Annotated in this window: 13 protein-coding genes; 6 read left to right on the top strand and 7 right to left on the bottom strand. The window is 61.6% G+C overall.

All coding sequences use genetic code 11. The features are described from left to right. Positions 1 to 110: 110 nt before the first annotated feature. On the bottom strand, positions 111 to 866 hold the full coding sequence (locus PspCFBP13509_RS24640) for a COG4705 family protein (protein ID WP_065925868.1): 756 nt from the start codon (positions 864 to 866) through the stop codon (positions 111 to 113). A gap of 177 nt (positions 867 to 1,043) precedes the next feature. Here PspCFBP13509_RS24640 and PspCFBP13509_RS24635 point away from each other — a divergent pair, with 177 nt between their 5' ends. Further along, entirely contained in the window at positions 1,044 to 1,676 is a 633-nt protein-coding gene (locus PspCFBP13509_RS24635) for a flavin reductase family protein (protein WP_065925867.1), read from the top strand. Between the two features lie 320 nt (positions 1,677 to 1,996). On the opposite strand, the gene PspCFBP13509_RS24630 is transcribed toward PspCFBP13509_RS24635, so the two are convergent. After that, positions 1,997 to 2,242, bottom strand: coding sequence for a hypothetical protein (locus PspCFBP13509_RS24630; protein ID WP_027605503.1), 246 nt, complete (start codon positions 2,240 to 2,242; stop codon positions 1,997 to 1,999). A gap of 42 nt (positions 2,243 to 2,284) precedes the next feature. Continuing rightward, positions 2,285 to 2,626, bottom strand: coding sequence for an antibiotic biosynthesis monooxygenase family protein (locus PspCFBP13509_RS24625; protein WP_065925866.1), 342 nt, complete (start codon positions 2,624 to 2,626; stop codon positions 2,285 to 2,287). 328 nt (positions 2,627 to 2,954) lie between these two features. Between PspCFBP13509_RS24625 and PspCFBP13509_RS24620 the strand changes: the two genes are divergently transcribed. Further along, on the top strand, positions 2,955 to 3,884 hold the full coding sequence (locus tag PspCFBP13509_RS24620; protein ID WP_027605501.1) for an AraC family transcriptional regulator: 930 nt from the start codon (positions 2,955 to 2,957) through the stop codon (positions 3,882 to 3,884). A 279-nt stretch (positions 3,885 to 4,163) separates the two neighbouring features. Here the strand turns inward: PspCFBP13509_RS24620 and PspCFBP13509_RS24615 are convergent, their stop codons facing one another. From PspCFBP13509_RS24615 to edd, 4 genes are read right to left on the bottom strand one after another with little or no spacing between them, the layout of a single operon-like run. Then, on the bottom strand, positions 4,164 to 5,633 hold the full coding sequence (locus PspCFBP13509_RS24615) for an ATP-binding protein (protein ID WP_027605500.1): 1,470 nt from the start codon (positions 5,631 to 5,633) through the stop codon (positions 4,164 to 4,166). Then, on the bottom strand, positions 5,623 to 6,357 hold the full coding sequence (locus PspCFBP13509_RS24610) for a response regulator (RefSeq protein ID WP_024077192.1): 735 nt from the start codon (positions 6,355 to 6,357) through the stop codon (positions 5,623 to 5,625). The genes PspCFBP13509_RS24615 and PspCFBP13509_RS24610 overlap by 11 nt, the downstream gene beginning before the upstream one ends. A gap of 32 nt (positions 6,358 to 6,389) precedes the next feature. Then, positions 6,390 to 7,346 carry a glucokinase gene (locus tag PspCFBP13509_RS24605; RefSeq protein WP_065925865.1) on the bottom strand — a complete coding sequence of 319 codons (957 nt, stop codon included), beginning with the start codon at positions 7,344 to 7,346 and terminating at the stop codon, positions 6,390 to 6,392. Beyond that, entirely contained in the window at positions 7,343 to 9,169 is a 1,827-nt protein-coding gene (gene edd / locus PspCFBP13509_RS24600) for a phosphogluconate dehydratase (protein ID WP_027605498.1), read from the bottom strand. Before edd ends, PspCFBP13509_RS24605 begins: the two co-directional genes overlap by 4 nt. Positions 9,170 to 9,390: 221 nt before the next feature. Between edd and gap the strand changes: the two genes are divergently transcribed. The 4 genes from gap (at position 9,391) to PspCFBP13509_RS24580 (ending at position 14,835) form a co-directional block, all read left to right on the top strand. Continuing rightward, the gene (gene gap, locus PspCFBP13509_RS24595; protein ID WP_065925864.1) at positions 9,391 to 10,392 is read left to right on the top strand and encodes a type I glyceraldehyde-3-phosphate dehydrogenase; all 1,002 of its coding nucleotides are present in this window, start codon (positions 9,391 to 9,393) and stop codon (positions 10,390 to 10,392) included. Positions 10,393 to 10,591: 199 nt separating this feature from the next. Continuing rightward, positions 10,592 to 11,110, top strand: a complete 519-nt coding sequence (locus PspCFBP13509_RS24590; protein ID WP_065925863.1) for an RNA polymerase sigma factor — start codon at positions 10,592 to 10,594, stop codon at positions 11,108 to 11,110. Between the two features lie 74 nt (positions 11,111 to 11,184). After that, positions 11,185 to 12,153 (top strand): FecR family protein, encoded by a 969-nt coding sequence (locus tag PspCFBP13509_RS24585; protein ID WP_074847553.1) that lies wholly within the window; start codon positions 11,185 to 11,187, stop codon positions 12,151 to 12,153. Positions 12,154 to 12,270: 117 nt separating this feature from the next. Continuing rightward, positions 12,271 to 14,835 (top strand): TonB-dependent receptor, encoded by a 2,565-nt coding sequence (locus PspCFBP13509_RS24580; protein ID WP_074847554.1) that lies wholly within the window; start codon positions 12,271 to 12,273, stop codon positions 14,833 to 14,835. Positions 14,836 to 14,909 lie beyond the last annotated feature (74 nt).

The following is a 14,909-nucleotide window of genomic DNA, read 5'->3' as shown; positions in this document are numbered from 1 at the left end:
CAGGAAGCACGCGTTATCGTTGACGTTTTTCGCGAGCAAGCTCGCTCCTACAGGAGGCGATGTACGCTTAACTGACTGGCATTAGGGCAAGCCCGCTCCCACCTGTTGAATCAGGACACCTCTGCTACCGGGCTCCGGCCATGCCGCCGCTGTGCATACGACGCCCCGGCAATCATCACCACCAGCACCGCCGCCAATACCGCCGATGATCCAATGGTGCCGAAATCCAACCCGCCCTTTTCATGAGGCTTGGTCAGGAAGTCGCCCAGGGTTGCACCAAACGGCCGGGTCAGTACAAACGCCACCCAGAACAACAGCACCGACGAGATTTGGGTGAAGTACTTGAGCGCCAGCACCGCGGCGATGGTCGAACCAATCAACAAGGCGCCACCGGCAAAGCCGAGCCCCGAATCGTCCGCCAGGAAGTCGCCCAACGCAGTGCCCAGGGTGTTGGAGAACAGGATCGCCATCCAGTAGAACAGCTCGCCTCGGAAAGTCTGCACCTTGTTCACGTTCAGCGAGTCACCACTGAGATGCCACATCGCAAAGATGATCATCAGGATCACGATCAGGATCATCGACCCGGTGGCGTAGCCCAGGCCCAGGGTGCGGTCCATGAAGTCCGACATGGTGGTGCCGGCGGTGCTGGTGGACAGGATCACGATCCAGTACAGCACCGGGTTGTAGGTTTTCGACCAGAGTTGTGTCACCAGAGTGACCAGGAACACGCTGATGAGGATCATCGAGCTGATGGCGTAACCGACGTTCAGGGTCATCGACAACAAGTCCCCGGCGGTTTCGCCCAGGGTGGTTGCGCAGATTTTCATGACCCAGAACGCCAGGGTGATCTGAGGAAGTTTATTCATGCGGTAGAAGGCTCCGAGGCTCAGTCTTATAGGGGGTATCGACCTTGGGCGCAGACTGAACGGGCCGCTGTGAAAAATAGGTGGCCGCTGAATGAAAATTCCATAGGGCCGATGGAAATTCGTCGCCATGGATTGCACTATGGCTGCCTCCCAGAACCCCGCAGCAGGAACCCGGCCATGTCTGACGCTATCCACTTCTACGAACCGGCCAACGGCCATGGCCTGCCACATGACCCGTTCAATGCCATTGTCGGGCCACGGCCGATTGGCTGGATTTCATCTCACGACAGCAACGGCCGCCTGAACCTGGCGCCCTACAGTTTCTTCAATGCGTTCAACTACATTCCGCCGATCATTGGGTTTTCCAGCGTCGGGCGCAAAGACAGCCTGAACAACATCGAACAGACCGGCGAGTTTGTGTGGAACCTGGCCACCCGCCCGCTGGCCGAGCAGATGAACCAGAGCTGCGCGGCCGTCTCGCCGGAGGTGAATGAGTTCGAGTTGTCCGGCCTGACACCGGTGGCGTCGAAAATCGTCGGCGTGCCGCGAGTGGGCGAGAGCCCGGTGTCGTTCGAGTGCAAGGTGACGCAGATCATCCAGCTGCAGCGCGCCGACCAGCAGTTGGTGCCCAGCTGGCTGGTGCTGGGCGAGGTGGTCGCGGTGCACATTGCCAAGTGGCTGCTCAAGGATGGGGTGTACGACACTGCCGCCGCCGAACCGATCCTGCGCGGCGGCGGCCCGGCGGATTACTTCCAGTTGGGCCCGGAGGCGTTGTTCAAGATGTATCGCCCAGGCGCCAGCAAACCCTGACTGAAATACACCAAAAAAGTGGGAGGGGGCTACACCCCGATGGCCATGGGTATCGACACAACTTTGGCTCAACGCTGAACGCCCGGCAGATAGGGCACTGTGGTGAGCGGGCTTGTCCCGCGTTGGGCTGCGTAGCAGCCCCAGTAAAGAAGAATGCGGTGTATCAGACACTCTGTAGAGGCTGGCTTTGGGGCTGCTACGCAGCCCAACGCGGGACAAGCCCGCTCACCACAGGGAGATTTGTCAGGGTCTGAAAAGTTGTGTAGATACCTATGCTCATCGGGAGCAAGCCCCCTCCCACATTAGAGGGTCGGCGTTGTTCAGCTCGCGGCGCTCGCCCAGGTCAGTTGACCCTCTTCATCCACACCGATCAACCGTTCAAGCTGCACGGTGGCTGCATCATCGGCATCGGAGGCGGTCTTGAACGTCTGTCCATCCAGGATCTTGTGAAACTGCGGGGCGCCCATGCCATCAAGTGCCTTGACGGCGACGGCGGCGCTGTAGCCCCCTTCACCCGGTACTACGGCGGAAACGGCTTCGTGGTGGGCAAATTGTTTACGTGCCATGTTGCAGGTCCTGGCCAATGGAAAAGTGGGCCATTCTAACCATTAACCGGCCAGTTGCAGGTACTCGCCGTAGGCATTGGCGGCAGAGGCATCGGTGAAGGTCTGGAAGTCCATGCTGCGCACGACCATGTCGTTCAACAGCTCGGTGAAGATCATCAGGGCCGGCGAGTTGAAGTAGGCGCTCATCGCCTGCTCGCTGCTCCAGAAACCCGAGATCAACCAGACATCGGGATCGACCTGGGAATGCTGCAACGAAAATTGCAGGCAACCCTGAGCCTGACGGCCCGGTTCGATCAAACTGCTCAAGCGTGCACCCAGTTCGGTGCTGCACCCGGTGCGGGCGCGGATAAAGGCCATATGGCTCGCGGGAATGGGGGTGGACATGTTCGACTCTCCCGTTGAGAAGTGATGCTCGGCAAGCACTGTGAGGGTGTGTTGCCACAGGATCAAAGATAACGGCGCGGGTGCGGGCGCGGTTAGTCAATTCCTGCTGGCTTATTGCACAATCCTGCGAGAAGCGTAGAGAGGACGTAGGGACCGCCGGTTCGATTCCACAGGCAAACGCCTTGTTTCAGGGACATGACAGCCCGAGAACTTGCCTGATTCACGACACGTCGCAGGATCAGGCAAGGATTGTGCAGAATCGACCTAACACTGTTTGAAAAGCCGCCGCTAAGCTGAGCCCATCAAAAAAGCATGCAGAGGACGCCTTATGCCGTCGCCCGAACATCAGTCCATGCCCCTCGACGCCGAGACGGAAAAACAGCGCGCCGAGCTGGCGAGCATCGTGCATCGTCATACCTGGGAAGACGGCTCCTATGGCACGGCGATTACGTCACTGTTCCTGAACCGCCACAACACGCCGCGTGACTTCATGCCGGTACTGGTGGAGCCGGCGTTGTGCATCCTCGCCAACGGCAGCAAGGAAGTGCGCCTGGCCGACGAAATCTTTGCCTACGACCCGCTCAATTACCTGGTGTTCTCGGTGGCGATGCCGGTGGCCGGGCGAATCATCGATGCCACGCCGGAAGATCCGAACCTGTCAGTGCGCATCAATATCGACCCGGCGCAGCTCACCGCCTTGATCGCCGAGGCCGGCCCCATGGGCGTGCCCACGCGCCCGACATCGCGCGGGATGTATGTGGACCGCATCGACCCCCAGTTGCTCGACGCCGTGCTGCGCCTGGCGCGCCTGCTGGATACGCCCAAAGACATTGCCATGCTGGCGCCGCTGATCAACCGTGAAATCCTCTACCGCCTGCTGCGAGGTCCCCAGGGTTATCGCCTGTATGAAATTGCCGTGGCCAACAGCCAGAGCCATCGCGTCAGCCAGGCGATCAAGTGGCTCAATGGCAACTACGAACAACCGCTGCGCATCGATGACCTGGCCAAGGAAGTGAACCTCAGCGTCTCGACCCTGCATCACCGTTTCAAGGCGATTACGGCCATGAGCCCGCTGCAGTACCAGAAGCAGCTGCGTTTGCAGGAAGCACGTCGACTGATGATTGCCGAAGGGCTGGAAGCGTCGGCGGCGGGGTATCGGGTGGGGTATGAAAGCCCGTCGCAGTTCAGCCGGGAGTACAGCCGGTTGTTTGGGGCACCGCCGCTGAGGGATTTGGCACGACTGCGCCAAAGCGTCTGACCCCCTTTCCGTCGATACCGTCTTATCCCGCACCGCGCAAAACCCCGTAGCAGCTGTCGAGCCCCGGCGAGGCTGCGTCGGTCGCGGCTCGGGCTTGAATCGGCAGCGCGCCCGACGCAGCCTCGCTTGCGCTCGGCAGCTGCTACGGGGGTGAGGCCTTGATGGGTTGGCATTCGTAGCAGCTGTCGAGCCTTGGCGAGGCTGCGTCGGCCGCGACTCGGTCCTGAATCGGCAGCGCGCCCGACGCAGCCTCGCTTGCGCTCGGCAGCTACGGAGAAGTCAGTCCAGGGTCCGGGGCAGTTGCAGGGTGACCCGCAAGCCCCCCTCGCGCAAATTCTGCAAACTCACTTCACCGCCATGGCTATGGGCAATATTGCGCGCAATACCCAAGCCCAAACCGTAACCCTGCTGCTGGCCGGCCAGGCGAAAATGCGGTTCGAAGACCTGTTCCAAACGCTGTTCCGGCACGCCAGGGCCTTCGTCGTCGACGTGCAGGATGAACTCCGCGCCATCGTCCTCAATACGCAAATGGGCGTTCTGCCCGTACTTCAAGGCATTGTCGATCAGGTTGCCGATGCAGCGCTTGAGCGCCAGCGGCTTGCCCGGGTACGCCGCCACTGCTGCGCCGTCCAGGGTGACCCGGCCGTTGCCGTTGGGCGCCACATAAGGCTCCACCAGGCATTCGAGCACATGGTTGAGGTCGACCGGCTGGATGTTCTCGTGGATATCGGTGTCTTTTACACATTGCAGCGCGCCCTTGACCAGCAACTCCAACTCATCCAGGTCACGGCCGAACTTGGTTTGCAGGTTCTCGTCTTCGAGCAATTCCACGCGCAGGCGCAGGCGGGTAATCGGTGTGCGCAGGTCGTGGGAAATCGCGCTGAACAATTGGCTGCGCTCCGTGAGGTAACGGCTGATGCGTTCGCGCATCGCATTGAACGCGCGACCCACTTCCACCACTTCACTGCCGCCGCCTTCGGCTACCGGTTCCACATCGGCGCCCAGGGACATGTCACGCGCCGCCCGCGCCAGGCGCTTGAGCGGCCGGCTTTGCCAGTGCACCAGCAGGCCGATGAACAGCAGCAAAAAGCCGCTGGTCAGCACGATAAACCACACCTGCTGGGACGGCAGGCCCTGTTCTTCCAGGCTGGTGTAGGGCTCGGGCAACAGCGAAGCGATGTACAGCCATTCGCCGGGGGCGAGTTCGATCTGGGTGACCAATACCGGCGGGTTGACGGGTTCCAGGGTCAGCGCGTAATGGGCCCAGGAGCGCGGCAACTCATCCAGTTTCAACCCGGCGTTGAAGATGCGCAGGTCTTCGGCGCTGACGAACTCCACCGAGATAGGCACGTCGGCGCCCAGGGTCTGGCGCAGGACTTCATCCACGGCCACCAGCACCGCCTGCTTGCGCGGGGTTTGCGGCAACACTTGCATGTCGAGTGGCCGATCATTGAGGGTCACGACAAAACGGGTACCACCCATGCTGCGCAACTGGTCAAGGACCAACGGCCGATAGGCCACCGGCAACGAACGGAAATAACTCACGCTGGCGGTCATCGAGTGCGCGAGGCTACGGGCGCTGGTGACCAGGCCTTCGAGCTGGGTGGCGCGCAACTGCGAGACCCAGATCACGCTGGACAGCGCCTGGGCGAACAGCACCGCGAGCAAGGTCAGCAGCAACATGCGCCCCAGCAGGGAGCGCGGTACCGGGAAGCGCCGGCGGCGTTCGCTCAGCGGCTCAGTGGGCATTGCCGGCAACCACGCTGGCTGCCAGTTGATAACCGCTGCCGCGCACGGTGCGGATCAGCCTCGGGGGTTTTTCGGTGTCGCGCAGGCGTTGACGCAGGCGGCTGACAGCCATGTCGACGATCCGGTCCAGCGGCATCAGGTCGCGGCCACGGGTGGCGTTGCCGATGGTGTCGCGGTCGAGAATCTGCTGCGGGTGATCGAGAAACAGCTTGAGCAGGGCAAAGTCGGCACCGGAGAGGATCACCTCTTCGCCATCCACGTGGAACAGCCGATGACTGATCATGTCCAGGCGCCATTCGTCGAACACCAGCACATCGCCATTGCCGCTGCGCTCCTGGCCGAACTGGCAGCGGCGCAGCAAGGCCTTGATCCGCGCCTGCAACTCGCGGGGGCTGAACGGCTTGCCGATATAGTCGTCGGCCCCCAGTTCCAGGCCGATCACGCGGTCGGCTTCGTCGGAACTGGCGGTGAGCATGATGATCGGCACCTGCGCCTGGCGCGGGTGCTGGCGAATCCAGCGGCAGAGGCTGAAACCGTCTTCGTCCGGCAGCATCACATCGAGGATGACCAAGTCGCATGGCGCCTCGTTCATCGCCTGGCGGAACCCCGCGCCATCCGGCACGCCACGCACCTGGAAACCGGCGCGACTGAGGTAGGTCTGCAGCAATTCGCGGATTTCCTGGTCGTCGTCGACGAGGAGAATCGATTTACTGATTACGCTCACGGGGTCCTCCTTGTTGTTATAGGTGGTGCGGGTCAGGCAAACGCCTGTTCCAATGCGACGCCAGCCCCGGTCAACCCGGAATACGGCGCAGTCACCAGCCACACCGGGATGCCCTTGAAGTAGTCGCTCATGCAGCCTTTGTCACTGAAGCTCCTGGCAAAACCGCTGTTGATGAAGAAGTCGGCAAACCGCGGAATCACCCCACCCACGATATACACACCACCGCGCCCACCAGTGGTCAGCACATTGTTGCCGGCTACCCGGCCCAGCCAGATGCTGAATTGATCCAACACTTCCATGGCCACCGGATCGCCCGCCAGGCCCGCCGCCGTGATGGCTTCAGGGGTGTCGAGCACCGGTGTGTGGCCATCGACCGCACAAATCGCCCGGTACAGCCGCGGCAGACCGCCACCGCTCAAGGCGGTTTCGGCGCTGACGTGGCCGATCTCGGTGTAGATATGCTGCCACAGCTGGGTTTCCCGCGGGCTGCTCAGGGGCAGGTCGACGTGGCCGCCCTCCCCCGGTAACGCCGCGTAACGACCTGCACCGAGGTCCAGCAGGGTACCGACACCCAGGCCGGTGCCCGGACCGATCACCACCGCCGGGCGCAACGGTTCCGGCGTGCCAGGGCAGACCACGCGGAATTCGTCGGGTTTAAGACGCGTCATGCCCAGGGCCATGGCCGAGAAGTCATTGACCAGCAGCAGCTCATCCACCTGCAAGGCCTGGCAAAACGCAGTCTTGCTCAAGCGCCAGTGATTGTTGGTGAATTTAAATTCATCCCCGCTCACCGGCCCGGCGACCGACAGGCACACCGCACCGATGTCGCCGATTTGCAGGCCTTCTTCCTTGAGGTAGACCTTGATCGCGTCCTCAGGGCTTTGGTGATCAGCCGTGGCATGCACCCGGATCGAATGCAGTGCCTGATCTCGCCACAACGCAAAACGGGCGTTGGTACCCCCGATGTCACCGACCAGCGCTAGCTTCACTTAAGCGTCTCCAAGGCACAGGTAAAGGCGCTGGCGCCCTGCTCTGCGGAGCTTGCGGCCAAGCGCATAAATGCAAACAGCTCGCGACCGGCCCCCACGTTATTGCCCAACAGGCCCGTGGCAGGCGTGCGCGCTGCAAATTCTTCGGCGTCCACCTTAAGCTCCAAGGTGCCCTTCACGCCATCCACGCGAATGATATCGCCATCTTTGACCCGTGCCAGTGGCCCGCCGCTCTGGGCTTCGGGGTTGACGTGAATCGCGGCGGGGATCTTACCCGACGCGCCGGACATACGCCCGTCTGTCACCAGTGCGACCTTGAAACCACGGTCCTGCAGCACGCCGAGGAACGGCGTCATCTTGTGCAGTTCCGGCATGCCGTTGGAGCGCGGGCCCTGGAAGCGCATCACGGCGACAAAATCCTTTTCCAGCTGGCCGGCCTTGAACGCATCAGCCAGGTCTTGCTGATCCTGGAACACCACCGCCGGCGCTTCGACGATCTGATGCTCAGGCGCTACGGCAGAGACTTTCATGACTCCGCGGCCGAGATTGCCTTCCATCACACGCAGGCCGCCTTCCGGCGAGAACGCGCGCGCCACCGGGCGCAGGATGGTTTCGTCGAGGCTTTCGATCGGGCCATCGCGCCATACCAGCTCGCCGTCGACCAGGAATGGTTCCTGGACATAACGGCTCAGGCCCTTGCCGGCCACGGTGTTGACGTCGTCGTGAAGCAGGCCGGCTTCAAGCAGCTCGCGGATCAGGAACGACATGCCGCCCGCTGCCTGGAAGTGGTTGATGTCGGCCTTGCCGTTTGGATACACGTGGGACAGGGTCGGCACCACCTCGGAGAGGTCGGCCATGTCGTCCCAGGTGAGGATGATGCCCGCCGACATGGCGATGGCCGGCATGTGCAGGGTGTGGTTGGTGGAACCGCCCGTCGCGTTGAGCGCAACGATGGCGTTGACGATGGATTTCTCATCGACGATCTCGCCGATCGGCGTGAAGTTGCCGTTGGCCTTGGTCAAGCGCGTGACCTGGTGCGCGGCTTCGCGGGTCAGGGCGTCACGCAGCGGCGTGTACGGGTTGACGAACGAGGCACCCGGCAAATGCAGGCCCATCACTTCCATCAGCAGTTGATTGGTGTTGGCGGTGCCGTAGAAGGTGCAGGTGCCGGGGCTGTGGTAGGACTTCATCTCCGATTCCAGCAGCTCTTCGCGAGTGGCCTTGCCTTCGGCGTAGCGCTGGCGCACATCGGCCTTCTGCTTGTTGGAGATGCCCGACGGCATCGGCCCGCCCGGTACGAAAATCATCGGCAGATGGCCGTAGCGCAGCGCGCCCATCATCAGGCCGGGCACGATCTTGTCGCAGATGCCCAGCATCAGCGCCGCGTCGAACATGTTGTGGGACAGCGCTACCGCCGTGGACATGGCGATGACTTCACGGCTGAGCAGGCTCAGTTCCATGCCGGGCTCGCCCTGGGTCACGCCGTCGCACATGGCCGGGGTGCCGCCGGCGAACTGGCCGACCGAGCCGACTTCGCGTAGGGCTTTCTTTATTTGTTCCGGGAAATGTTCGTACGGCTGGTGCGCCGAGAGCATGTCGTTATATGACGAAACAATTGCCACGTTGGCGGCGTTCATCATGCGCAGGCTGTTTTTATCTTCGGTGCCGCAACCGGCCACGCCATGGGCGAAGTTGGCGCATTGCAGCTTGCCGCGCATCGGACCGTCGCTGGCTGCGCCGCGAATGAGCGCAAGGTAAGCCTCACGAGTGGCGCGGCTGCGGGCGATAAGCCGTTCGGTGACCTCAAGGACGCGGGGATGCATGTGTAGAACTCCAGGCTAACGGATGTGGCGACCTGAGTGTCTATGCTGATCAAACGCCCGCAGCTCATGGGATGGCAGAGAGTCGTTTGGATCATCGGACCAGTTGATTCAGGTCACTCGTTGTAGATTGAACAAAATATTGCCACTAAAAAGGCTTGTTTTCTATTTTTATGCGAATAATCTTGTAATTCTTACAACAAATCGACGACAGGCACTTTCCAATGACTCTTCGTATCGCAATCAATGGTTTTGGCCGTATCGGCCGTAATGTCCTGCGCGCACTGTATACCCAAGGCTATCGCCAGGATTTGCAGATCGTCGCCATCAATGATTTGGGCGACAGCTCGATCAATGCCCACCTGCTCAAATACGACACCGTGCACGGCACTTTCGATGCAGAGGTCGCCCACGATCAGGAAAGCCTGACCGTCAATGGTGACCGGATTGCCGTCAGTGCCATTCGCAACCCGGCCGACCTGCCGTGGGCGGCGCACAAGGTCGACGTGGTGTTCGAATGCACCGGTCTGTTCACCGACCGTGACAAGGCTGCCGCCCATATTACCGCTGGTGCACGCAAGGTGATCATCTCCGCCCCGGCCAAAGGCGCGGACGCGACCGTGGTCTACGGCGTGAACCACGACATCCTGCGTCAATCCCACCAGATCATCTCCAACGCGTCATGCACCACCAACTGCCTGGCGCCGGTCGCCCAGGTGCTGCACCGCGAATTGGGTATCGAAAGCGGCTTGATGACCACGATTCATGCCTATACCAACGACCAGAACCTGACCGACGTCTACCACACCGACCCGTACCGCGCGCGCTCGGCCACCCAGAACATGATCCCAAGCAAGACCGGCGCCGCCGAAGCGGTGGGCCTGGTGCTGCCGGAGCTGGCAGGCAAGCTGACCGGCATGGCCGTGCGTGTACCGGTGATCAACGTGTCGCTGGTGGACCTCACCGTGCAGTTGAAGAAAGACGCCACTGCCGACGAAGTCAACGCACTGCTCAAGGAAGCCAGCCAACACTCGAAGATCCTCGGCTATAACACCCTGCCGCTGGTCTCCAGTGACTTCAACCATAACCCGCTGTCGTCGATCTTCGATGCCAACCACACCAAGGTCAGCGGCAAGTTGCTGAAAGTGCTGGCCTGGTATGACAACGAGTGGGGCTTCTCGAACCGCATGCTGGATAACTGCCTGGCTTTGTGTAACGCCGAATAACACCCTTTGTGGAATGGCTTTTGTGGGAGGGGGCTTGCTCCCGATGACGGGGTATCAGTGATGAATGCATCGACTGACACACTGCATCGGGAGCAAGCCCCCTCCCACACTGGCCCCATGTAGGCTCACAGAAATAGCCACTTGCCATTTGAGTTGATGATAAGCATTATCATTAACTGCAAATCGGTCTGGTATCACTGTGAGCCAATCTCGCTTCAACCAAGTCTTTCTCACCCAACGGGTGATTCTGCTACGCACCTTGCAGCGGATGGTGAATAACCACAGCACCGCCGAGGACCTGTTGCAGGAAACCTACCTGCGCGTCACCCGGGCCCTCAGCGAGCGGCCGATCGATCACCTCGAACCCTTCGTCTACCAGACCGCGCGCAACCTGGCGCTGGATCATTTGCGTTCGCGCAGGGTTCAGGCGCGCACCCTGCAGGAAGATGTGCCACTGGACATCCTGCAAAGCGTCGCCGCCCCCATCAGCACCCCCGAAGACGCCACCCAGGCCGAGCAATTGCTTGAGCACCTGAGCATCAGCCTCGGCCAGTTGAGCGCGCGCCAGCAGCAGATTTTCATCCTCAGCCGCCTGCACGGTTGCAGCTACCAGGAGATCGCCGATCAGTTGGACGTGTCCTTGAGCACCGTGCAAAAGGAACTGAAATTGATCATGGCCATTTGTGTAGGTGTGGCCGAAAGACTGGATCGGCCTTAAGCTTCAGCCGACGAAATTGTCGACCCAAGCTGTAGGAAAGATGAATAAAACGTGGCGAAGACCCGAGGAACACCGTGACGGACCCGAATAAACTGCGCCCCCATGAGCTGGCTCATGAGGTGTTGCAAGACACGGCTATGGACCAGGCCCTCGACTGGCTGATCGTCTTGCAGTGCCCAGCGCCCGGGCAGCGGGCCGAGTTCGAAGCCTGGCTGGCCCAAGACCCCGCCCACGTCCACGCCTTCGGCAAGGCCCAGGCCGCCTGGGGTGGCGCGCCGGTACACAGCGCCGCCGTCGCCCTGGCCGCGCCGCGCAAACCCAGGGGCTGGCGCCGGATCAAGCCGCACTGGAAACCGCTGGCCACCGCCGCCGTGCTGTTGATCGGCCTGTTCAGCTTCAGCAACCTGCCGGTACGCCTGCAAGCCGACCATCTCACGGTGGTGGGCGAACGCCAGCGCCTGCAATTGGACGATGGCTCGAAAGTGTTGCTGAACACCAATTCGGCGTTTTCCAGCAGCATCAAGGACCACCAGCGCATCGTCCGCCTGTACCAGGGCGAAGCCTTTTTCGAAATCATGCCCGGCCATGGCCTGCCCCTGGAAATCGACGCCGGCCCCGTGCGCGCCAGCGTGCGTGATACCGCCTTCGCCGTGCGCTACCTCAACGGCGAAGCCCAGGTGCAGGTGCAGCGCGGCGATGTCGACCTGAGCAACACCTTCGACGATGCCCGCGTGCGCCTGAGTGCCGGCGAAAGCATCCGCATCGGGCCCAAGGGCTTTGGCCAACCGGCCCGGCTGGATGCCAGCAAGGACCTGGCCTGGGTGCAAGGCCGGCTGATTTTCGAAAACTGCCCGATGAGCGAAGTGCTCGCCGAGCTGCGTCGCTACTACCCCGGCTGGATCGTCAACACCAACGACAAGCTCGCCAGCGTTGCCGTCACCGGCAACTACCGCCTCGACCAACCCCTGGATGTGGTGCGCTCCCTGGCCCACATCACCTCAGCCACATTGTCGGAATACCCCGCGCTGGTGATTTTGAACTAAATGAGAATTATTTTTACTCGATAGCCTTCGGCAGTACGTCTCGTCTTAGCCAATGCAACTGATTCCTATTTGGTTCGGTTCGCAACTATAAGATTCGTACCTTCCGGAGCGCTCTCGATGTCCTCTCGTTTCAACCGCCGGTCCTCCTCCCCCGTGCTGTCCTTGCTGACCGCCGCCATCCTGCTGGCCGGTTCGCCAGTGATGGCCGCCACTGCCGCCGAACCTGCCGCCCGCAACCACGGCAACTACAGCTTCAGCATCGAGCAACAGCCACTGGTTTCGGCGCTGAACGCCTTTACCAGCGTGACCGGCTGGCAAGTCGGCCTGCCCGCCGAGCTGGGCCAGGGTGTGTCGTCCCCTGGGGTGCGCGGCGCCCTGTCGCCGGAGAAAGCCCTGGACCGGCTGTTGGTGGGGACCAACCTGAGCTACCGCAAGCTGGGCAACAACAACATCGTCCTGGAAAAGCGCACGGCGGGCAGCACCCTCAACCTGCAACAGGTGACCATCAGCGCCACCCGTAACGCGCAGGATGTGAACAGCGTACCCAGCACCGTCAGCGTGCATGATCGCGAAGAACTGGACCGCCAGAACGTCAACACCATCCGTGATCTGGTGCGCTACGAGCCCGGCGTCTCGGTCGGCGGCGCTGGCACCCGTGCCGGCAATGCCGGGTTCAACATCCGCGGGATCGACGGCGACCGCATCCTCACCCAGGTGGACGGTGTGGAAGTGCCCGACAACTTCTTCAACGGCCCCTACGCCAAGACCCGCCGCAACTACGTCGACCCGGAGATCGTCAAGCGCGTCGAGATCCTGCGCGGCCCGGCCTCGGCCCTCTACGGCAGCAGCGCCATCGGCGGTGCCGTGAGTTACTTCACCCTCGACCCGGACGACATCATCAAGCCCGGCCAGGACGTCGGCGCACGCCTGAAGACCGGCTACAGTTCCGCCGACGAAAGCTGGCTGACCTCCGGCACCGTCGCCGGCCGCGTGCAGGACTTCGATGGCTTGCTGCACCTGAGCCAGCGCAATGGCCATGAGACCGAATCCTACGACGGCAACAACGCCACCGGCCTGGCCCGTACCGGCGCCAACCCCGAGGACGCGCGCACCACCAACATCCTGGCCAAGCTCGGCTGGAACTATGGCGATGACAACCGCCTGGGCCTGACCTATGAGAAGTACAAGGATGATCGCGACGTCAACCTGAAGAACGCGGTGGGCGGCCCGTTCATCGGCGGCCGAGGCTTCAACCTGTACCGTGATCGCCGTGGTAACGACACCATTACCCGCGAACGTTTCGGCCTGGAAAACAGCTTCGCCCTTGAGTCGCCGATTGCCGACCGGATCAAGACCAGCCTCAACTACCAGATCGCCAAGACCGACCAGACCACTGCCGAGATCTATCAGTCAGGTCGTCGTGTCCTGCGTACCCGCGACACGCTGTACCAGGAAAAACAGTGGATTTTCGATGCTCAGTTGGACAAAGCGTTCAGCCTCGGTGAAACCGATCACCAAGTGACCTACGGCACCACCCTCAAGCAGCAGAAAGTCACCGGCTCGCGCGAGGGCGGCGCGACCTGTGTGGCCGTCGGCAGTGGCTGCACCGCCATCGGCGCGCCCAGCCCGATTGCCACTGACAGCGTGAAAAAGTCCAGCGACTTCCCCGACCCGACCATCAACACGTATTCGCTGTTCGCACAGGACCAGATCAGCTGGGACAAATGGACCTTTCTGCCCGCCGTGCGCTACGACTACACCCAGCTCAAACCCAAGCTGACCCAGGCGTTCCTCAACACCGTCAACCCGACAGGCGCGGACCCGGTGAGCGACAAGGAAAAAACCTGGCACCGTGTGACACCCAAGTTCGGCCTGACTTACGCCCTGACGGATCAATACACCTGGTTCGGCCAATATGCCGAAGGTTTCCGTACGCCATCCGCCAAGGCGTTGTACGGCCGCTTTGAAAACCTCAACCTGGGCTACACCGTCGAACCCAACCCCGACCTCAAGCCAGAAACCAGCAAGGGCATCGAAACCGGGATTCGCGGCAAATTTGACGAGGGATCCTTTGAAATCGCCGTGTTTTACAACAAGTACCGCGACTTTATCGATGAGGACAACGCCGTCGTCGGCGGCACGGTCGAACAGTTCCAGGCCATCAATATCAAGCGCGCCACCATCAAAGGGGCCGAAGCCAAAGGGCGCCTGAACCTGGATGCATTCGGCGCCCCGCAGGGCCTCTACACCCAGGGTTCGGTGTCCTATGCCTACGGTCGTAACGACGATAACGGCGAGCCGCTGAACAGCGTCAACCCGCTCAAGGGCGTGTTTGGCCTGGGCTACGACCAGGACAACTACGGTGGTCTGTTGAGCTGGACCCTGGTGAAAAAGCAGGATCGCGTCGACAGCAGTACCTTCCACGCGCCGGACGGCGACACCAGCGGGCCCTTCAAGACTCCGGGCTTCGGTGTTGTCGACCTGACCGCCTTCTACAAAGTCACCCAGGACGTGACCATCAACGGCGGCCTCTACAACCTCACCGACAAGAAGTACTGGAACTGGGATGACGTACGCAGCTACGACAGTGTCGGCGAAGCCGCGGTGACCGGACCGGCCAACCTCGACCGCCTGACCCAGCCGGGCCGCAACGTTGCGATCAACCTGATCTGGGACATCTGACGACACCCGACTCACCTCGTCGAAATTTCAGCGGCGAGGTGAGGATTTTTTACTGTGCCGCGTCTTCTTGTTCG

This window comes from Pseudomonas sp. CFBP13509, assembly GCF_005233485.1.
Lineage (GTDB): Bacteria > Pseudomonadota > Gammaproteobacteria > Pseudomonadales > Pseudomonadaceae > Aquipseudomonas > Aquipseudomonas marginalis.
This window is presented reverse-complemented; position numbering and strand designations above follow the sequence as displayed.